The 21,001-nt window shown below is 59.3% G+C and carries 15 protein-coding genes and 1 pseudogene; 4 read left to right on the plus strand and 12 right to left on the minus strand.

Features of this window, described 5'->3' with window-relative positions:
* Positions 1–861, plus strand: coding sequence for an amidohydrolase family protein (locus FHS83_RS00355; protein WP_167079756.1), 861 nt, complete (start codon positions 1–3; stop codon positions 859–861).
* Complete coding sequence (locus FHS83_RS00360) at positions 858–1,859, plus strand: aldo/keto reductase (RefSeq protein WP_167079758.1); 1,002 nt, start codon at positions 858–860, stop codon at positions 1,857–1,859. Before FHS83_RS00355 ends, FHS83_RS00360 begins: the two co-directional genes overlap by 4 nt.
* Before the next feature lie 2 nt (positions 1,860–1,861).
* Here the strand turns inward: FHS83_RS00360 and cyoD are convergent, their stop codons facing one another.
* The 7 genes and pseudogenes from cyoD to FHS83_RS00395 form a co-directional block, all read right to left on the minus strand.
* On the minus strand, positions 1,862–2,260 hold the full coding sequence (cyoD, locus tag FHS83_RS00365; protein WP_167079760.1) for a cytochrome o ubiquinol oxidase subunit IV: 399 nt from the start codon (positions 2,258–2,260) through the stop codon (positions 1,862–1,864).
* Positions 2,257–2,862 carry a cytochrome c oxidase subunit 3 gene (locus FHS83_RS00370; protein ID WP_344100963.1) on the minus strand — a complete coding sequence of 202 codons (606 nt, stop codon included), beginning with the start codon at positions 2,860–2,862 and terminating at the stop codon, positions 2,257–2,259. The genes cyoD and FHS83_RS00370 overlap by 4 nt, the downstream gene beginning before the upstream one ends.
* Positions 2,863–2,900: 38 nt before the next feature.
* Positions 2,901–4,905: pseudogene (gene cyoB / locus FHS83_RS00375) on the minus strand (cytochrome o ubiquinol oxidase subunit I).
* A 1-nt stretch (position 4,906) separates the two neighbouring features.
* Complete coding sequence (cyoA, locus tag FHS83_RS00380; RefSeq protein WP_208414149.1) at positions 4,907–5,797, minus strand: ubiquinol oxidase subunit II; 891 nt, start codon at positions 5,795–5,797, stop codon at positions 4,907–4,909.
* A 116-nt stretch (positions 5,798–5,913) separates the two neighbouring features.
* Entirely contained in the window at positions 5,914–7,695 is a 1,782-nt protein-coding gene (locus FHS83_RS00385; RefSeq protein ID WP_167079764.1) for a monovalent cation:proton antiporter-2 (CPA2) family protein, read from the minus strand.
* A gap of 71 nt (positions 7,696–7,766) precedes the next feature.
* On the minus strand, positions 7,767–9,857 hold the full coding sequence (locus tag FHS83_RS00390) for an alpha-L-arabinofuranosidase (RefSeq protein WP_167079766.1): 2,091 nt from the start codon (positions 9,855–9,857) through the stop codon (positions 7,767–7,769).
* 150 nt (positions 9,858–10,007) lie between these two features.
* Entirely contained in the window at positions 10,008–12,359 is a 2,352-nt protein-coding gene (locus FHS83_RS00395; RefSeq protein ID WP_167079768.1) for a TonB-dependent receptor, read from the minus strand.
* 252 nt (positions 12,360–12,611) lie between these two features.
* Between FHS83_RS00395 and FHS83_RS00400 the strand changes: the two genes are divergently transcribed.
* Positions 12,612–13,859, plus strand: coding sequence for an SGNH/GDSL hydrolase family protein (locus tag FHS83_RS00400; protein WP_167079770.1), 1,248 nt, complete (start codon positions 12,612–12,614; stop codon positions 13,857–13,859).
* Between the two features lie 56 nt (positions 13,860–13,915).
* On the opposite strand, the gene FHS83_RS00405 is transcribed toward FHS83_RS00400, so the two are convergent.
* From FHS83_RS00405 to gtfA, 4 genes are read right to left on the minus strand one after another with little or no spacing between them, the layout of a single operon-like run.
* Positions 13,916–14,989 carry an alpha/beta hydrolase gene (locus tag FHS83_RS00405; RefSeq protein WP_167079772.1) on the minus strand — a complete coding sequence of 358 codons (1,074 nt, stop codon included), beginning with the start codon at positions 14,987–14,989 and terminating at the stop codon, positions 13,916–13,918.
* Position 14,990: 1 nt separating this feature from the next.
* The gene (locus FHS83_RS00410; protein WP_167079774.1) at positions 14,991–16,076 is read right to left on the minus strand and encodes an alpha/beta hydrolase; all 1,086 of its coding nucleotides are present in this window, start codon (positions 16,074–16,076) and stop codon (positions 14,991–14,993) included.
* Positions 16,077–16,084: 8 nt separating this feature from the next.
* Positions 16,085–16,993 (minus strand): ROK family protein, encoded by a 909-nt coding sequence (locus tag FHS83_RS00415; protein ID WP_167079776.1) that lies wholly within the window; start codon positions 16,991–16,993, stop codon positions 16,085–16,087.
* Between the two features lie 23 nt (positions 16,994–17,016).
* The gene (gene gtfA / locus FHS83_RS00420; protein ID WP_167079778.1) at positions 17,017–18,510 is read right to left on the minus strand and encodes a sucrose phosphorylase; all 1,494 of its coding nucleotides are present in this window, start codon (positions 18,508–18,510) and stop codon (positions 17,017–17,019) included.
* Between the two features lie 51 nt (positions 18,511–18,561).
* Between gtfA and FHS83_RS00425 the strand changes: the two genes are divergently transcribed.
* Positions 18,562–19,806, plus strand: a complete 1,245-nt coding sequence (locus FHS83_RS00425) for an MFS transporter (protein WP_208414150.1) — start codon at positions 18,562–18,564, stop codon at positions 19,804–19,806.
* Here the strand turns inward: FHS83_RS00425 and FHS83_RS00430 are convergent.
* A complete protein-coding gene (locus tag FHS83_RS00430; RefSeq protein ID WP_341801516.1) occupies positions 19,796–20,839 on the minus strand; it encodes a LacI family DNA-binding transcriptional regulator in 1,044 nt (347 codons plus the stop codon). The genes FHS83_RS00425 and FHS83_RS00430 overlap by 11 nt on opposite strands.
* Positions 20,840–21,001 lie beyond the last annotated feature (162 nt).

The following is a 21,001-nucleotide window of genomic DNA, read 5'->3' on the forward strand; positions in this document are numbered from 1 at the left end:
ATGCTGATCGACGCCCATCAGCATTTCTGGAATCCCGACAGAGGCGACTATGGCTGGCTGAGCGGCCCCTTCGCTCCGATCCGCCGGATCTTCACGCCGGACGATCTTTCCCCTGAGCTTGCCGCCAATGGCGTCAATGCTACGGTGTTGGTGCAGACTTGGTCGTCGGTCGACGAAACACGCGCATTCCTCACCCTCGCGAGCGCGACGCCGTTCATCGCAGGCGTTGTGGGCTGGGTAGATTTGACAGCAGCGAATGTGGCGGATGTGATCGCGGAGCTGAAAGCAGGTCAAGGCGGCACATATCTCGTCGGTATCCGCCATCAGGTGCATGACGAGCCCGATGCGGACTGGCTGCTGCGTCCGGATGTGCGGCGCGGCCTGCAAGCCGTGGCGGACCACGGCCTTGTCTATGATCTTTTGCTGAAACCGCGTGAATTGCCCGCAGCGCTGAAAACTGTGCAAGCCTTTCCGCACTTGCGCTTTGTCATCGATCACATCGCCAAGCCGGATATTCGCGGGCATGGCTTTTCGGCTTGGGCGGAGCTGATGGCTCCTTTTGCGGCGGAGCGCGGCCATGTCTGGTGCAAGCTTTCCGGCATGGTGACCGAAGCCGATTGGGAAAATTGGACCCTTGTTGATTTGCAGCCCTATATCGATGAGGTGCTGCGCCTCTTCGGGCCTTCGCGCGTTCTTTATGGCTCGGATTGGCCGGTCTGCCGCGTTGCGGGCGGCTATACAAAATGGCTTGCCGCCCTGAAGCAGGCCATCGCCGCACGCACCGCTATCGAGCACGCACAAATTCTTGGGGGCTCCGCGCAGGAGCTTTACCGTCTTTCTCTTTCGGACATCGCCAAATGAATGCCGCCGCTCTTTTCTCCTCACCTGAAATGCGTTTTGGATTCGGCGCCAGTGGTCTTGGCACCCTCACCTGGGATATTCCCGATGATGTGGCGCAGGCGATTTTGGAAGAGGCCTGGGCTGCGGGATTTCGCTATTTCGACAGCTCCCCGCTTTATGGCTTCGGCCTTTCGGAGCTCAGGCTCGGGCGCTTCCTGCGCAATGTTCCGCGCAGCGACTATATGCTGTCGACCAAAGTCGGGCGTTATTTCGTAGCGCCCAAGCGTGGTGAAATCCCGGATCGGGGCGGCTGGGTGCGCCCGCAACCGCTGAAACCCGTGCTGGATTATAGCTATGACGGGGTGATGCGGTCTCTCGAGCAATCGGTCAACCGGCTGGGCCAAGGCGCCATCGATATCGTCTATATCCACGATCTCGACCGGCGCAATCTCGGCGAAGATTTCAACCGCCATTACAAGACCGCGGTGGAAAGCGGCTACAAGGCGCTGGATGAGCTGCGCCGCTCTGGCGAGGTGAAGGCCATCGGTGTGGGGCTGAATGAAGCCGATGTCGCGGCTGACTTGATCAGCGATTGCGATCTCGATGTCGTCATGCTGGCCGGCCGCTATACGCTTCTGGAACAGCCCGCGCTCGAAAGCTTCCTGCCCAAAGCGGTGGAGAAGAAGGTCTCCGTCGTGGCGGTGGGCGTGTTCAATTCCGGCATTCTGGTGAAGCCGCCAGAGGCTGGTGGCAATTATGATTACGGCGCCGCGCCAGAGGCCATTATCGCGCGTGCCCGCGCCATTGCCGAAGTATGTGCCGAATACGGCGTGGAGATGCCCGCCGCCGCGGTGCACTTCCCCTATGGCCACCCGGCGGTGAAATGCGTGCTCGTTGGAATGAGCAAGCTGAAAGCAGTGCGCCAGAACATGGACTGGTACAAGGCCACTCTGCCAGCCCCCCTTTGGCAGGCGTTAAAGCGCCAAGGCCTTCTCGCCGAGAACGCCCCGACGCCCTGAGGCTACATTTTCATCTCAGAATGGCTCATGTGCGGCATCAGGTTCTCGCCGAGATGGAACATGATCCAGATCGAGCCGACCACGACCAGAAACACGATCAAGATACCGAAAGCCAGCGCCATGGTATTGTTGGTGTTATCCGGGCCGGTGGTGATGTGCAGGAAGAAGACGAGATGCACGCCGATCTGCGCGATGGCGAGTGCCACCAGCGCCATGGGAATGGACGGGCCATAAATTAATGGCGTTTGCGCCGCCCAAAATGAAGCGACGGTCAGCCCCGCCGCCAGCGCCAAGCCCAAGAGATAGCCTTGCAAGCGCTTGGGCAGGCTCTCATGCATATCGGGATCGGTCGGTCCGCGATCCCCGGTGAGTTCGTCTTCTTGGGCGGAATGGGAACTCATAGGCGTACCCCCATCAGATACACGACCGTGAAAATCGCCACCCAGATAATGTCGAGGGCGTGCCAGAACAGGCTGAAACACAGAAAGCGATGCACAATCGTCTCGCGAAAACCCTTGGCATAGAACTGCGCCATCATGGTGCCGAGCCATAACAGCCCGAGCGAGACATGGGCGCCGTGACAGCCGACCAGGGTGAAGAAAGATGTCAGAAAGGCGCTGCGTTCCGGCCCATAACCTTTCTCAATCAGATCGGCGAATTCGCGAAACTCTAGCGCTAGAAACCCAACCCCGAAAAGCCCTGCCACCAGAAGCCCGATCTGCGTCCAGCGCTGGCTTCTCTGCTCCACCCCCAAGGTCGCGATGGTACAGGCAAAGCTGGAGGCGAGCAGGAAGGCTGTTTCCCATCCCGCCGTGGTGAGATCGAAAATATCGCGCGGCCCCGGACCGCCCGCTGTTTCCGGCAGCAGCACCCCATAGGTGGCGAAGAAGGCCGAAAACATCACGATATCGGAGAGAAGGAAAATCCAGAAGCCGTAGCCGACCACAATGCGCTGTGGCGCTGGCCCACCCGCACCATGGCCGACGGCTTCTGCGCTGCCCATCACGGGAAGATGGCGATATTCATGCTCTGCTGCCGAACTCATGAAATCGCTCCGGTCTGCAAGGCTTCGGCGCGGGCGGCACGATTGGCGCGGTCAATGCGCGCCACCTCCTCCACCGGGATTTCGATGTGGTGGACATCGCGCCACGCGAAAACGACGAAGGTCGCATAAGCGCCGATCAATCCGACAATGGCCATCCACCAGATATGCCAGATCATGGCAAAGCCGATCACGGTGGTGAAAAAGGCCGTCACGAAACCCGTGGCGCTGTTGATCGGCATCTCGATGGGCTCGTATTCGGGCTCTTCATGGACCAGCCGCTTGACCACGATGGCGCGCTGCTTGCGCTCCCAATAGGGCTCCTCGCCATGCACATCGGGGATGGCGGCGAAGTTGAACATCGGCGGCGGTGACGGCGTGGACCATTCGAGATTACGCCCGCCCCATGGATCGCCGGTCACATCGCGGCGCTGATCGCGGGTCCGGATCGAAATATAGAGCTGCCACACTTGGCAGAAGGCGCCGATGGCGAGCAGCACCACGCCGAAGGCCGAAACCAGCATCCAAGGATACCATTCCGGCCGATCGAAATGCTGCAAGCGCCGGGTCATGCCTTCGAGACCGGTGATATAGAGCGGCATGAAGGTGACGTAGAACCCGATAAAGGCGAACCAGAACGCCGCCTTCCCCCAGCCCTCATCTAGCGTGAAGCCAAAGGCCTTGGGAAACCAATAGGTGATGCCTGCGAAAGCGGCAAAGACCACACCACCGATGATCACGTTATGGAAATGCGCCACCAGGAAGAGACTATTGTGGAGCTGGAAATCGGCTGGTGGAATGGCGAGCAGCACGCCCGTCATGCCGCCGACCAGGAAGGTCAGCATAAAACCGATCAGCCAGAGCATGGGCGTGGTAAAGCGCACCCGCCCGCCATACATGGTGAAAAGCCAGTTGAAGACTTTCACCCCTGTAGGCACCGCGATGATCATGGTGGCGATGCCGAAGACGCCGTTGACGTCGCCGCCCGCGCCCATGGTGAAGAAATGGTGCAGCCAGACGCAGAAAGAGATGATGCAGATCGCCATGGTCGCCGCCACCATGGAGCGATAGCCGAACAAAGGCTTCGAGGAAAAGGTGGAGGCGACTTCCGAATAGATGCCGAAGGCAGGCAGCACCAGAATGTAAACCTCAGGATGCCCCCAGATCCAGATCAGGTTCTGGAACATCATGGCATTGCCGCCGGCCTCGTTGGTGAAGAAGTGAAAGCCGAGATAGCGGTCGAGCAGCAACATGGCGAGGGTGGCGGTCAGAACGGGAAAGGCCGCCACGATGAGAAGGTTGGAGGCGAGCGCCGTCCAGCAGAACATCGGCATGCGGGTATAATTCATGCCCGGCGCGCGCATTTTTAAGATGGTGGTGACAAAATTCACCCCTGTCATCAGCGTGCCGACACCGGAAATCTGCAAAGCCCAGAGATAATAATCAACACCCACCCCTGGCGAGTAGCGAAGTTCGGAGAGCGGCGGGAATGGCAGCCAGCCAGTACGGGCAAACTCCGCCCACCACCAGCGAGACATTCACCAGCAAAGCGCCAGAGGCGGTGAGCCAGAAGCTTACGGAGTTCAAGGTTGGAAAAGCCACGTCGCGCACGCCAAGCTGCAAGGGCACGACGAAATTCATCAGCCCGATCACAATCGGCATGGCGCCGAAGAAAATCATGATCGTGCCATGGGCCGAGAAGACCTGATCGTAATGCTCTGGCGGCAGATAGCCGCCTGCATGAAAGGCGACCGCCTGCTGAGTGCGCATCATGATGGCATCAACAAAGCCGCGCAGCAGCATCAGCACCGCGAGCAGGCAATACATGATGCCAATGCGTTTATGATCCACGCTGGTGATCCATTCGCGCCAGAGATAGGGCACGTAACCCTTCACCACCACCCAAACCACCACCGCCAGCGCGATTAGAATAACCCCCGCTCCGGCGGCCAAAGGAATGGGTTGATCGAAAGGAATGGCCTGCCAGCTCAGTTTTCCGAACATGCTAGCGCTCCGGTTTTGGAGAAAGATGGGGCCCGCCGCGCCCCTCGTCAGGCCCTGGACCTGGGGGCAGATCACGCATCGCCACCTTGTCGAACAATCCTGCCTCAACAGCGCGATAGGTCACCTGCGGATGATTTTGGCTTTGCTGGAGAAGCTGGTGATAAGCAGCTTTATCCAGCGCGGGGCCCTGACTGCGGGTCTTATCAGCCCAGGCGGTGAAATCAGATTGCGGCACCGCCACGACATCGAATTGCATGTCGGAAAAACCGTCGCCGCTGAAATGCGCCGAGAGGCCGGGATAGGTACCGGGGCGATAGGCCAGAAGATTGAGCTGCGTGACCATGCCGTTCATGGCGTAGATTTCGCTGCCCAGCCGCGGCACCCAGAAGACGTTGAAGACGCTGGCCGAGGTGATACGGAACTTCAGCGGTGTATCCGCAGGCACCACCAAGCGATTGATGCTGGCGATGCCCTGCCCCGGATAGATGAACAGCCATTTCCAATCGAGCGCCACGACCTCGATTTCCAGCGGCTCTTTGGCGTGTGCAATGGGTTTGGCAGGGTCAAGATCATGCGAGCCGATCCAGGCGATGCCGCCCAAGAAAATGATCACCAGCGCCGGGATCGACCACACGATCATCTCGATGCGGCCGGAATAGGTAAATTCGGGGCGATAGACGGCGCGGGTATTGGAAGCGCGGAACCACCATGCCACCGCAACAGTTGCGATCATGACCGGGATGATGATCGCCAGCATGATGGCGACGGCGTCAAATAGAATGGTGCGTTCGGCCTCACCAATAGGCCCGGCCGGTGCGAGCACGCCATGCTCACAGCCGCACAAGAATGTGCTGAGCGAAATGAGTCCCGCGATACGCCAATACCTGGCCACCAGATCCCCTCAGACCGACCGCAAGGGGTAAACGCGTTAGCTTCTATTGGTTCCGGCGAGGAGTGGAAATTTCAGGTGGAATGCCTCGAATAAAAACCGTAACGGTTGCGGAGGGCTCAACTGCGCGCGACCGCGTCCTGCCCCGCTTGGTCAGTTTCGAAAACTTGCGTGAGCTCGGCACGCGCATCCTGCAGGCTTTGGATAAGACGCTTTTCATCGCCTGATATTTGCTGGGTCGCAATCAGGCTGCGCTCGTCATGCTCCTCGAAAAGTTCCAGCGCACGCTTGGCCCGTTCTTCCGGCACATCGAGATCTTTCAGAACCAGTTCCGTCAGCTTGAGGCTGGAATAAAAAGTCTCGCGCACAATTCCCGCGACGCCGACATCCATCAGCCGGTGGGCATGGCGGCGGTTTCGCGCCCTTGCGTAAACGCGCACATTGCTGAAATGGCGCTTGATGGTTTCGGCCGCCGCGACCGTCTCTTCCATGTCATCAAGTGCCACCACAATGATCTTCGCGGTCTCCGCCCCCGCCGCGCGCAGCACTTCCTCGCGCGCGGGATTGCCGAAATAGACCTTCATGCCAAAGCGGCGCACCACATCGACCTGCCCGATATCCTTATCCAATGCTGTGAAGGGAATTTTCTGCAAGAGCAGCACGCGGCCGACGATCTGGCCGACACGGCCAAAGCCGCAAATGATGACGGGCGGTTCGGAATTATAGATCTTGTCCGCCGTGGGATCTGCCGTTTTGCCGATCAGGCGCGGTACGATGAACTTTTCAGAGGCGGCGAACAGCGCCGGGGTTGTCACCATCGATAGCGCGACAACCACCGTGGCGAGATCGGCCTGCGCCTGTGCCAAGGCACCCGCGGAAACCGCCGTGGCAAACAGCACGAAGCTGAATTCGCTGCCCTCTGGCAAGGCCAAGGCAAAGCGCAAGGCTTGCCCCGGATCGCGGTGCTTGAACCAGGAAAGCGCGAAGGCGATGACGACCTTGGCGATGATCAGCGCCAACAGGCCTGAAATCACGATCAGCGGATGGGCGATCGCCAAGCCGAGATTTGCCGACATGCCGACCGAGATGAAGAAAAAGCCCAGCAGCAAACCTTCGAACGGTTTGATATCGGCCTGAAGCTCGTGGCGGTATTCGGAATTGGAGAGCAGCACGCCTGCCATGAAAGCGCCGAGTGAGACCGAAAGCCCGGCCCAATGGGCCAGCGCTGCCGTTCCCACCACCAGGAACAGTGCGGTAGCGGTGAAAATCTCCGGCACTTTCGCCCCACCGATCAGCCGGAACAGCGGGCGAATAAGATAGCTGCCGCCAATCAGGATCACTGCGATGGCGAGCAGGCTCTTGCCTACCCAGACCCAGGGGATTTGGGTCGTCACCTGATCGCCCGCCAGAAGCGGCACCAGCGCAACCAGCGGAATGAAGGCCATATCCTGGAACAAGAGCACCACAAAGGCGTCACGCCCCGCGGCGGAGGGCAGAAGCTCGCGCTCGCCTAGCATGGGCAGCACGATTGCGGTCGAAGAGAGCGCCAGCCCCGCCCCCAAAGCGATCGCACCGGGCCAGGCGATACCCGCGAGATGCGCGAGGCCGGTCAGCAGCAAGGTTGTTGGCACCATTTGGCCAAGGCCGAGACCGATAATATCCTTGCGCAGAGCATTGAGACGTTGGGGACGCAGCTCCAGCCCGATCAGAAACAGCAGCATGATCACGCCGAGTTCGGATACCCCGGCGATCTGCTCCACATCGGTCACCAGCCGGAGGCCGGAAGGCCCAATGGCGATACCGGCAACCAGATACCCAAGAATGCTGCCCAGCCCGAAACGCCGCGACAGCGGCACCGCGATAATGGCCGCGGCCAGAAGAACAACGAGCGTTTCGATCAAGGCAAATTTCCCTTAGGGCAGAAAGGCGGGTCTAATGAAGTATCCCCGCAGCCCTAAGAGAGGTAAAGCCTTTAAGCAGCCTCGAAGCGATAGAGCTCGATCGCGTAAGGCACGATGGTGAAACTCTTCGCGGTGGCGTCAAAGCTGCGCTCCGCAATCGTCACCTCCGGCGCCTTGCCAACCGCATTTTGCGCCGCAAGCCCGCTGTTTTTCAGCCATAAGCAGCGCCCCTGCGCAGCGGGACGGAAGCCTTCAAGGCTCAGCGTTAAGGGATGCGCCGCGTCGGTTGCGTTTACGACCGCCACCACCAACGCTTTGCGGTCTGGCATCAACGCCGCCGAAACATCGAGCGGATGAGTCGGACTGCCGGTGTTCACCTTGGGCTGATCGCCCCCAATAGGATATTGCACCGGCGGCACCGGCGAATTGCCACTCACCGCCACGGGAATGCGGCCGAAATGGCGATTATAAAGCTGGAAGATGCGGCCCGTGGTGCTGATCACGGAATTGGTGCGGTCAAAGCTGAGCCAGGCTGTCGCCATGGTGTAGCCCGCCATATCGATGAAATCGCTGTGGCGGAAAAATTCGTGAAAAGCCCGCGCGATGGCAAGGCAGCCCTTATAATCGGCCTGGAAATGATAGGCCCATTCATCGAAATAGACCTTGACCTTGCCGTCTTTCAGCGCAGGGAAGCGCTCCTTATAGCCCTCCCAGCTATCGGCCATGGTCGCGATGCGTTGCGCGGGCATGCGGGCCCATTCCACCAGTGTACGCGTCACCGGCACGCGCTTGCCGAGCGCAAGATCGAAGCGCGTGTCTTCCGGCGGATAAGTGTGGGTCTGCAAGGCATCGAATGTGCCCCAGCAATTTTTCAGCATGCCGCCGCCCCAATCGCGCTTGGAGCCATATTCCACCTTGATGCCGCCGGAATCCGGCATGATGCCCTGCCCGGTCGTGATCTCGTCAACAAAGCCGCCCGGCGCGGCGATGAAGATGGTGGGATCGACCTTGCGCATCGCCGCCGCGAAGAGCTTGTGCTTGATGAAATACTGCTCGGGATCCATGAAGCCCATTTGCCAATGGCCATACATCTCGTTGCCGATATTCCAGTAATGCACCCTCCAGGGCTCCGGATGGCCATTGGCGGCGCGCTTGGCACCCCATTCCGTCGTCGCGGCGCCATTGACGTATTCCAGAATCTCGGCGCCTGAGCGCGGCTCGCCAAATCCGGTATTGACGCACCAATAGGGCTCGGCCCCGATCAGGCGGCACATCTGCAAAAGCTCATCGACACCCGCATCGTTGGGCTGCACCACTTGGCCCATCTGCTGCGACCACACCGGGTCTTCAATCGGCGGACGCTTGTCCGGATCGCCGATGGTGTTCTTCCAATCATAGGCTGAGATGAAATTGCCGCCAGGCAGGCGCAGGATTTTGCAATCCATCTCTTTCATCAGCGCAATGGTGTCAGCGCGGAAACCGTTAATATTATCCGCAGGCATCAGCGACACGGCCCCGACACGAAATGTGCCCGTTCCCTTCGCGGTGATCTCAATCCGGCCATTGGTCGTGGCGCCCTTGCAGGTGAAGGACAGCGGCACGGTTTTCCACTCCCGCCCGGCGTCGATCTTCACACTTTGGCGCCCCGAGCCCCAGATCAGCGTGGCGGTGATGTCCTCCGCGCCTTCCGCCGCGATGACGATGCGACCGGTGTAGTCCTTCTTGGCGAGCGCCAGACCATCCTGCGCGATGCCGCGCGGCGAAGCCCCTTTCAAATGTACCATCGGGCTTTGCGCGCCGACATAAGGCGCGACGCGATCCATGGTGACGTCTTCATCGGGGCCTACGGGCATCCATTTTCGCGCGGTATTCACCATCGGGCCGCGGCGCGATTTCATCGGCGGCAACGGCGTGGAATTGACGGGGTGAAAGAATTTTCGGTCGTCGAGTACTTCGCTCCACAAGCTGAAATTGATGAGATTGCCGCCATGTTCGAGAAAGCCGCCGAACATGAAATCGGAAATGCGATGGCCCGTGTTTCCGGCCTGAATGGTGGCGGCCAGCGCTGCCTCTGCGGCCTTGGCGGGCAGCGATGCGATCAGGGAATAGCCGAGCGTGCTCGCCATCATGCCCCTGCGGGAAATTCCACTTCTGCTATGCATATCCAACCTCCCCAATTTCAGGCGAGGCTACGCAAGACCGCCCGCAAGGGCAGCCGCGACTAAAGTCGAGTTCACATCTGCGTGAAACTGCCAAAGAAATGGCCGGATGCGGTTAGCGCACCCGGCCTGCTGCAGAGAGGAGCTGCGCTTTTAGTAGAGCTTATATCCCAGTCGGATGCCGTAGGTCCGCGGCGGGTAGAGATAGCCCTGGGTATCGTCCCATTTGGCATTCATGATCTGCCAAACCGGGCGGTTTTCCAGGTTATGGATATAGCCTTCCACCGTCAGCCGCTCATTGGCCGATTGATAGGTCAGATTGAGGTCCGACTTGGTATAGGGCTTGCGGATGGCTTGCGGATTATTGGCGAAGTCGTTGTAGGAAGTATCCTGCCAGAAGAATTGCAGCGACGGCGTGAAGGTGCCGTCATCGCCCAGGTCGAAGACATGCGAATAGGCGATGCGGATGGTTTCCTGCGGCGCGTTGGGCAGGTAATTGCCGGTGAAGTTATAGGGCACATTGGTTGCAAGCTGCGCAAAACCCGGCTTACCCGCTACAGTGCTGTTGTAGACACCATCGGGATTGACCGTGGAATTCACCGCGTTCGGGAAGGAAGAGAAACGCGCATCAAGATACGTCGCATAGCCCGTAATCGTATCCGCGCTGGTGATGCGCCAATTCCATTCAAACTCCGCGCCCTTGATCCGTGCCTTGGCAGCATTGATGGTAACCGGCGTCGGATTGCCGTTAAGATCGAGCTGAATGGCCTGCACCTGCATATTGGTGTAGTCCATGTTGAACACGGCCAGGGACAAGCCCAGCGAGCGGTTCAAGAGCTCGCTTTTCCAGCCCGCCTCATAATTGGTGACGCGTTCCGGCTGATAGGTCAGGAAGGCTTTGGGCAATTGCGCATTGCCGGAGACGCCGCCCGCGCGATAACCGGTGGAGACCGAGGCATAGAGAAGCTGGTTTTCTGAGACGTCGTAATCGGCGCCAAACCGCCAGCTCACATTGCTCGATTTGTTCGCCTGATAGGTCTCCGCCGGCGGGCCGAAAGGCACGCTGCAGGTGGCGCTGGAGGACGTCACTTTCACCGAGTTGAAGAGGCAGACCGTCTGCAAGGTATCGACATTGTGCCAATCTTTGGTGAAGCGCATGCCGGCGGTCAGCCGCAAATCCTCCAAGACGCTGTAGGTCACTTGACCGAAGATCGCTTCCGATTGGTTGCCGTTTTTCTTGGTCTGCTGTGCGATATCGATCAAACCATAAGAGGACGGCTCGTTTCCCACCGGGTTATTCAGTGGCACGCGGGCTGCGGACACATACCCCGCCAGCGGCGCGGGCACGGTATTGCCGATATGCAGCCCGCCAAAGCCGGAAGTGTTGTCCCAATAGTGATAGAGACCCAGCACCGCCTTGACCTTGCTGGTATCGTAGTTGAAGTCGATTTCGTGGGACATGGACTGGGTTTCTGTGCCCTTCGAGAAGGACCAGAACACGCCCGTCGCCGAGTTCATGCCGTTATTCACCATCGACGAGACGCCCGCCAGATAGGTGATGGAGAATTCGTCCGTCGCCGCCCAAGTCAGCCTGGAGCGCAGCGCGTTTTCTTGAATGCGCAGAGCATTATCCGTCACCGCTTCCTGATTGAAGAGGTTGCTGCGCGCCTTTTGCACCACGCCGGTCCCAAGCTGGCCGGTCGCCAGATTGGCATTGGGGTAAGAAACATAATTGATGGCATGCAGATAGCGCAGCGTACCCGTGTTCTCGCTGTGCTCCACCGCCACGCGCCAAGTGAGGTCATCGGTGATGTTAGCAAGGAAGGTCACCTGCCCCGAAAGAATATCCTTGGAATCGTATTTGTCGGGTGCGGCGCCGCGCGGATAATAGCCGTCATTGGATTGACGCACGACCGACGCGCGCATCGCCAGCTTGTCCGTGACCGGGACGTTGATCACCGCACGCGTGGTGATGTCATTATAATTGCCATAGGCAATATCGCCGAAAAGCTGGAATTCCTTTTCCGGATCATGGGTAAGGATATTGACCACGCCCGCGGTGGCGTTTCGGCCATAGACCGTACCTTGCGGACCGCGCGCCACCTCGATGCGGGAGACGTCGTAAAGTCCGGCATTCAGCGAGGCGGGATTGGCTTGATAGACGCCGTCCACCTGGGTGGCGACCACCGAATAAGAGCCGCTGTTGTTGCCGATGCCGCGAATCTGGAACTGGGTGGAATAGCCATTCACGGAAGTTTGAAGATTGGGAACGGTCGAAACCAGATCCTGCGCCGTGGTGATGCTGAGCTTATCAAGCCCCTGCTGGCTCACCGCGGAAATGGCAACCGGCGCTTTCGAAAGCAGCTCGGTGTGCTTCTGTGCCGTCACGACCACTGTCTCAAGTGTCATGTCGTCCGAAGTCTGAGCCAAGGCGCTGGCCCCAAAGGCCGAAGCGGCCAAGGCGGCCAGCGAGACTGAGCCTATAAATCTTTGTGAACGCTTCATCTTATCATCCCTGGCTTTTTGTTTACCGCGCCTGGCCCTTTGCTTTGCGGCCGGATTTTCCGGCAAGCCGACGCGAATTATGAAAACACCCTAATCCGCCTCCGGCTCAATTACAATCGATTGCAGGATATTCTAGTCCCGCCTGACAAAAATTTAGCGGAGGTGCTTTCCCGGCAACGCTCGGGATGGAGAGGGGAAATTGCCCATTGCAATCGTTTGCCATAGTCTCAGGTCCTCAGAGGAGGAAAAAGAATGAACCACAAACATTGGCAAGCCGTCGCGCTCGCGGCTTTTATGCTGGCGGCCCCAGCATTTGCAGGTTCGGCCCAGACATATTGGACCGCCAGTTGGACCGCGAGCCCCTTTGACGGCGCCAAACTGCCCGCGAAGTTTTTCACACCATCTATCGCGGCATTTGAAAATCAGACAATCCGACAAACTATTACCCTCAGCCGCGGCGGCACCGCCCTAAGAATTCGTTTTTCCAACGAATTTGGCGTTGGACCTCTGCGTATCGGGGCGGCTTCGCTCGCCTATGTTTCCGGCGGACAGAAAATCCACGTGCCATTGACCTTCGGCGGCGCCACGGCGATCACCGCCTATGCCAGCGCACCCGTCGTGTCTGATCCGGTCGCGGCAGCCTTGCCTGATGGCGCGGAGATCGAGGTAAGCCTTTACCTGCCCGACAACACCCCGGTTTCCACCATTCATCTTTTGGGCTTGCAGCCGAGCTTCGTTTCCCAGGCAGGCAATCACGTTGCTGCCGACACCCTGCCCGGCGCGACAGCCTTTGAATATGTGGAGGCCACAGGCAATCGCTATCCCGCGCGGGCATTTTTGAGCGAGGTCGATGTCTCCAACTCCAAAAAGTTGAAGACCGTGGTGGCGTTCGGGGATTCGATTACGGACGGCATGGGCTCCACGCCCAATCAGAGCCGACGCTGGCCGGATGATCTGGCGCGCCGCATCGTGCAGGCAAAGCTTCCCTTCAGCGTGATCAATCAGGGCATAGGTGGCAATCAGGTTCTGGCCAACGGCCTTGGTGCCAGCGCTCTAGCCCGTTTCGACCGCGATGCCCTCGCCGTGCCCGGCGTTTCCACGGTCATCCTGTTGGAAGGCATCAATGACATTGGATTCTCCGGCAATATGCTACCCGGCATTTCGCGGGTGGATGTGATCAAGGCGGAGGAAATCATCCAGGGCTATCGCCAGCTCATCGCGCGCGCCCATGCCAAAGGCGTGCGGATCATTGGCGTGACCATGACAGCTTTCGAAGGTTCACCAGCCTATACGGCGGAAAAAGAAGCGGTCCGCCAAGCCGTCAACGCGTGGATCCGCTCTAGCAAAGCGTTTGACGCGGTGGTGGATTTCGATGCCGTCACGCGCGATGCCGCGAGCCCAACCAAGCTGAAAGCCACCTTCGACAGCGGCGATCACATCCACCTCAACGATGCAGGCTATGCCGCGATGGCCGCCGCCATTCCGCTCTCTGCCCTATAAAAAAAGAAATGCCGCGGGGAGCGAGTCCGCGGCATTTCCACCTCGCCTGGGACGGATTAACGGCCCAGATGGCGATCGAAGAATTTCACCATCACATCGTAAGCGTCGCGCGATTCCGGCACGTCGGGATTGTAGAAGAAGCCGTGGAACAGCCCTTCATAGACATGCAGATCGGCGTCCACCCCAGCCTTCACCAGCCGCGAATGGGTATAGACCGCGGAGCTGAGTTCAAAGCCGCGTGTCGCGGTGATCATCAGGGTCGGCGGGAATTTCGCCAGCACATCTTGCGACACAGCCGGTGAGACCAGCGGATCGTTGATATCCGCGTGGGCGAAATAGCCCAAGGCGCTGCGCGGCGCACCAGGCTTGGGCGGCGGGAACGGCATATTGCCCTCGCCCGCGGGCATGGAAATGTAATTGGCATCGCCGCCGAAACCTGCGGACATTCGCAGCCCCGCGCAGAAAATGCCGGCAGCACCCGGTCGCGGCAGGCCGTGGCTTTGGAACCAGGCCAGCGACATACCGGTGAGCATGCCGCCCGCGGAGCAACCGTAAATACCGATGTTTTCCGGCTTATAGGTTTTCAGAAGTTCCTTGTAAGCGGCGGCGACGTCTTCGCTCGCAGCAGGAAACTCGTATTTCGGACCCTGGCGATAATCGAGGGTGACGACTTTTGTGCCGCTAAGCGCTGCGAGCGGGATGGACTCGAGCTGCGCGCAGCCCGGCCAGCATTCATGAAAACCGCCGCCATGCAGGTTGATCAGCACCCGCTTGGCATTCTTCGGCGCCACCCCGCCCTTCGGCGTATAGACATAGGCATGCACCCCGCCGATGCTGGTTTCCTGGCGGTCCACCGGGAAAAGCTCTTGCTGGCGCTTGAGATAGCCCGCGAGGAACGGCGGAACGCCATCAGGCTGCAGCAGCATTTCAGGGCGGCGGATGACATTGAGATGCTCGGCGAGATAGGCCTTACCCTCAGGACTGAGATATTCCGACACCGGAATGGTCATCGCTGGCACGTGCACGGTGCCATCCGGATCCACCTGGATAGGATTGGGCGGCGGCCCATCTGCAGCAGCGGCGGCCGATATCATCGCGGCGGCCGACAAAGCAATCCATTTTGCTTGCATCTTATTTGTCCTTCCCTGGGTGTTTTATTTTCTTCTTTGAAGCGAGCGTCTTGTCGAAGAAAGCCTTGGCGTCGCCATAGACCTGTTTGGATTCCGGCGAATCCGGCAGCGCCGCATAATCGGCATGAGACAAGGCTTCGATCACCGTCAGATCGGTCAGCACACCTGCGTCACGCAGCTTGCGATGCACGCGCACGGTGAGCGACAGGAACAGGTCACGTGTACCGGTGGTCAAATGGGTGGGCGGGAAGCCTGCGAAATCGCCATAGACCGGCGAAATCTCCGGATCGGTGAGGCTCTTGCCGCCAGCGTAAAGCTCCGCCGCCGCGCCAAGTGAACCATCATAAGAGACAAGACCCGTATCGACGAATTCATTCGTGAAATAGCTATCACCGACCTTGCCGAGATCAGACCAAGGCGTTCCAGCCCATAACGCGCCGGGCAGCTTGATACCCTTTGCCTTGCAGCGATGGATCAGCGCCAAGGTAATGCCGCCGCCGGTGGAAGTGCCGAATACGCCGATCTTCTTCGGGTTCATGGTCTTGATGAGTTCGCACCAGACGGCTTCGGCATCGTCGATGGCGGCGGGATAAGGAAAATCCGGCGCCATACGATAATCCACCGAGACGACGCGATAGCCGCCACGGCTCGCCATCAGGATTGCATCTTCAAGTCCGGCCCGTCCCGGCGCATAGACATAAGCCCCGCCATGGAAGTTGAGCAGCAGCTTGTCATGGTTCTCGGGCGGCAGGGCGTTGGGCGTAATCCAGAATACCGGCACGCCGCCGATCTTGTCTTCGCGAATGGCGACACCGAATTTCTCCGGCCAAGCAGCGTCTCGCTTGATGATTTGTTCCGTGCTCGCTTTGACGATGGCGCGCCAATCCTCCGCGGTCCTCGGCTTTATCTTCCACGCGACATTGTTCTTGCGCTCCACAATAAGGGCGCGCAGCTCCGGGCTTGCGGTTTGCGGCAGAGGAAAAGCAGGACGGCACGGCGCGTCCTCCGCTTTGGCAACAGATGGCAGCGAGGCCGCCCCAGCAAGTGCCGCGAAACCTCCCAGTAACTTTCGCCTGTCGAAAGACATGCTTCCCCCTATGTGTTTTTTGCCTGCTTTTGCAATGCTTGTTCGGCCAGGAGCACCGCGCCTAAAATCCCAGACCGTTCGCCCAATTCGGGCGCTGAAATCAGCCGTTCCATGTCTTTGGCGGGCGCGAAATAGCCATTGCCGAGACGCTTGGCGGCACGCGCCACCTCCTCCAGCAAGCCGGGTGTCTGGCTTACGCCGCCACCGAGAATGATGCGGCGCGGCGCCAGCACTGCTTGCAGATTCACCACCATCTGGCCGAGGTAATAAGCGATCACCTCATGCGCGATATGGTTGGACGGCAACTGAGAAAGCGAAGTGCCCCAGCGTGTCGCGATAGCAGGCCCGCTCGCAAGCCCTTCCAGACAATCGCCATGAAACGGGCAGATACCCGAAAACTGTACATCCTCGCCATGGCGCCGGGGATAGAAATGGCCGACTTCGGGATGACGCAAGCCGTGGATGATCCGCCCATTCGCGACCGTTCCACCGCCAACGCCGGTGCCGATGGTGACATAAGTCGAGACATTCGCCCCAGCACCCGCGCCCCAGCGATGCTCTGCGAGCGCGGCACCATTCACATCGGTATCAAAGCCGACCGGAACACCAAAGGCGTCGCCCAAAGGCTGGACTAAGCTGGTATTGCTCCAACCCGGCTTGGGCGTCGATAAAATCGTGCCCCATTCCGGCGCGCCAGGATGCACACCGGCGGGGCCGAAGGTTGCGATTCCGATGGCCTGCAACGGGCCGCCTTGCGCGATCTGGGCTTCAAAATAGGCGCGCACCCTGGCCATGGTTTCGGCGGGTGTGGTGGTCGGAATGCGCTCCACAGCGCTTAGATCGTTGGGAGAAGACCCGACGGCGCAAACAAATTTGGTGCCGCCCGCCTCGATTGCTCCAAACCGGTTTGCAGCCATTCCCAAATCCTCGCCTTTATGTTTTATCCTTGAACCACATCGTCCGCGCGGAATCGCAGCTCCGATATGGCGTCGCCATCACTATAGCGCAGGGCTCCCGAACCAGCCGCAAAATCAACTGACAACTCAGCGAAGGCCGTATCCTTGCGCCAAATCAAGCTCAGAACGTTTTCATGCGGCAAATCCATCTGCAAGGCGCCGTCAAAGGCGGGATGGCTGTTGCGCAAGCGGATAAGCTGAAGCAAACGCTGAACCGGCGAAGATTGCAGATGCAGTTCCACTTCGCCCAAGGAATAATAATGCCGGTTGATGTCACGCCCCACACCGGTTTCATGCAGCAGAGCCATATCATTGGCACCGCACATCAGGCCGACATAATAGACCTGCGGAACGCCAGGCAGGAAAAACTGGACCGCGCGCGCCAGAAGATAGCGCTCCACATCGCGCCCCATGGCGTCAAAGAAGGTACTGTTGACCTGATAGAGGTCGAGATTGGAGGCGGCAGCCCCCGTGGCTTGGCGGCTCTCGCCTTTGGTACGCTGGTGGATGATCTCAACCAGCTCCGCCAATTGTTCCGGCGGCACCAAACCCGGACGGCCTTTGCGATCACTCGCATCTGCGCCAATATCTATAATGCCGATGCCATCATGCGTATCCAGCACCGTCAGAGCATTAGAGGGACGCACCTTGACCCATTCGGCAAGACATTTTGCGGTGCCAAAGGCGAAGGCATGCAAAAGCAAAGGCGGCAGTGCGAAATCGTAAACCCAGTCTACCATTTTTGCGACTTCGACCTGCTGGCGATAATAGGAATGCACCTCCACCAGCACTTCCATGCCGAGCTCGCGGGCACGTGCCGTCAAGCGGTCGATAAAGGCGAATGTCTCGGGCAGCATGAAGCAGCTCGTGCCCGCCCGCTTGATGGCATAGCCCACCGCATCGAGCCGGATCATGCGGATTCCGGCCGCGCGAAACTGCTGCAGAATACCATCGAGATAGGCGATGCCTTCAGGCCGCTCGACATTGATATCGAGCTGCTGCGGCGTGAAAGTCGTCCAGAATTGTCGCGTCTCACCTGTCCGCAGCGTCATCGGCGTGAATGGCACGCCGGGGCGCGGACGATAGACAGCCGCCAGTTCCTGCGGCGTCGCGCCCCTTGGAAAGACATCCTCCTGCGTGAGGAAGAGCTTGTCGAAAGGCGACTGACTGCCCCGCTCCAACACATCGCGGAACTGTTCAGATTCCGCCGACATGTGGTTCACAATGACGTCAGCCATGACGTCGATATCCTGCGAGAGGGATTTGACGTCGTTCCAGCATCCCGCCTTGGGATCCACCAGCCGGTGGTCTATGGGGTCGAAGCCCGCATCCGCCCCGTCGATGGGCAGAAAGAACGGCAGTATATGCACCGCCCCAAAAACATCTTTTAAGGGCCCGGTCAGAAGCGCCTGCAGCTCCGGCAAGCCCCCCCCTCCGAAACGGTTCACATAGGTGATAAGCTGGACTTTATTCTTCATGAGCCGCATAATACAATCGATTGTAATAAAGTAAAGCAACCTGGGAAGGGAATGTCTATGGAGCGCGGCACGGGCGTAAGTGACGCACGCAATACCACACTGCTCAAAGGGCTCACCTGCCTGATGTTCATGATGTTCGCCATGACCAGCGACGCGGTAGGAAGCATTATACCCCATCTGATCAAGGAATTCGGGCTTAGCCTGACGGCAGCCGGAACATTCCATTACGTTCCCATGGCCGCCATCGCTTTTGGCGCCATCGTGCTCGGTTTCATGGCCGACAAGCTGGGGCGCCGTCGCACAATTGTGATTGGCTTAATCCTCTATGGTGTCAGCTCGGCCCTTTTCGCCTTTGGCAGCGGCTTTTCCTATTTCGTGGCGCTGCTCGCGTTTTCCGGGCTCGGGGTAGCCATCTTCAAGACGGGCGCCCTGGCTCTGGTCGGTGACGTTACCAAATCCGCAGACGAGCACGCCTCGTTGATGAACACGGTCGAGGGCTTCTTTGCCACGGGCGCAATCATCGGCCCTGCCGTCGTCGCCACACTGCTCGCCGCAGGCTTTTCCTGGAAATGGCTTTATGTTTCCGCGGCAGCGATCTGCGCGGTGCTGATGGCGATCTCGCTTTTGGTCCGCTACCCGGAAAAGACAGCTAGCCAGCAACAGCCATCCTTCACCCACACCCTCAAGATGGCGCGCGATCCCTATGCCCTCGCCTTTTCCGCGCTGATCATGCTGTATGTGGCGGTTGAGGTGGCAATCTACGTTTGGATGCCGACCTACCTGGACGGCTATAAGGGCGGGCTTGCCTGGCTGCCGATCTACGCTCTCACCATCTTCTTTGTGCTCCGCGCCGTAGGGCGCTTCCTTGGAGCCTGGCTGATCACCTTCGTCCCCTGGACGATGATGCTCGCGATCTTCTCGGCGGCTATTTTGGGCTGCTTCGCGGGCGCCTTGGTGGGCGGCCCGAATTTGGGCGCTGTGCTGCTCCCCCTCTCCGGCCTGTTCATGTCGGTGATGTATCCGACGCTTAACTCCAAGGGCATAAGCTGCTTCCGCAAAGCAGAGCACGGCTCGGCCGCGGGGCTGATCCTGTTCTTCACGGCCGTGTCCGCGGCTGCGGGCCCGCTCGCCATGGGCGCGGTCAGCGACACGTTCGGTGGGGTGCAATACGGCTTCTGGCTCGCGACGGGATTTGCCGCGCTCCTGTTTGCGGGGCTATTCGCCAACCTGCTTCTGGATCCCGCCAAGCGGCGGCTTCAGGAATTCGAACGGCTTGATGCCGCGGTCAGCCACTAACACGGCGGCGCCCGCCGCTGGATTCGCGAATGATCAGCTCGGGCGCCATCGTGATGGATTCGGTATCCTCGCCCTCCATCCGGCGGAACAGCAAATCCACCAGATGGCGGGCACCCATTTCGATGTTCTGGCGCACTGTCGTCAATGATGGATTGGTGTGCGCCGCGAGCGCCAGATCGTCATAGCCGACGACGGCAATGTCCTCCGGCACGCGCTTGCCGGCGGCCACAATGGCCCGAATGGCGCTGATCGCAATGACGTCGGTGGCGCAGACCACGCCATCGAATTTCTCTCCCGTCGCCAGAAAAGCGCGCATGGCTTCATGGGCCTTATCGGCCGTCATGTGGGTAGAGACATTGCGCTTTTCAGCCGTACCGCGTGGCGCATTCGCGATCGCCTGGGTATAGCCTTTGTAGCGCAACCGCAGTTCGGGCACCTTGGTGTCACCCAAAAAGACCACGTTGCGCCGCCCCAAACTCAACAGATGCTCCGTCGCAAGGCGCATGCCTGCGATATTGTCCGAGCCTACGGTGCAATAGGATTGCCGGTCGATCTGCCCACCCCACACCACCAAGGGCGTATACTTTCCGGCCACCGCCTCAAGCGCCTTATGCTCCGTACTCTGCCCAATGACGATGATCCCATCCGAGCGCTTGGACGCCACCAGATCGGACAGCCAATCCTCCATGGGCGGCAGCACTTTTTGCAGAAACAGGCCGTAGCCCCTCTGAGTGATCTCATTGGCGAGATAACCGATCATCTGTACGAAGAAGGGATCGGTGAGCGGCTGTTCGGCCTCATGGCCTAAGGGAAAGACGACGCTGATGCTCTGCGTGCGTTGCAGGCGCAGGCTGCGGGCCGTGGAATTGACGATATAACCCTGCGCCTTGGCGATCTTGAGGATCTTCTCGCGCATGCTCTGCTCAACCAGCGGACTGCCTGCCAAAGCGCGCGAAACCGTGGAGGCGTGAACCCCCGCAAGTTTAGCTATGTCAGCCATTTTCGGGGGGCGGTTCTTGCTGGGGCTGGTCATGGTCTTTGCGGGCAAATGGGTCAAACCGGTAACCGGGAAGAACGTAATACCCTATACTAAAAGTAGGTCAATGTGGCAGTCCGCACACGTACTCCTCTTTTAAGAAAAATGGCCCGGTGTGAGGGACACACCGGGCCAAGGCCAGACCTAGCTCTTATGGGG

It is taken from the genome of Rhizomicrobium palustre (assembly GCF_011761565.1).
GTDB classification, from domain to species: domain Bacteria; phylum Pseudomonadota; class Alphaproteobacteria; order Micropepsales; family Micropepsaceae; genus Rhizomicrobium; species Rhizomicrobium palustre.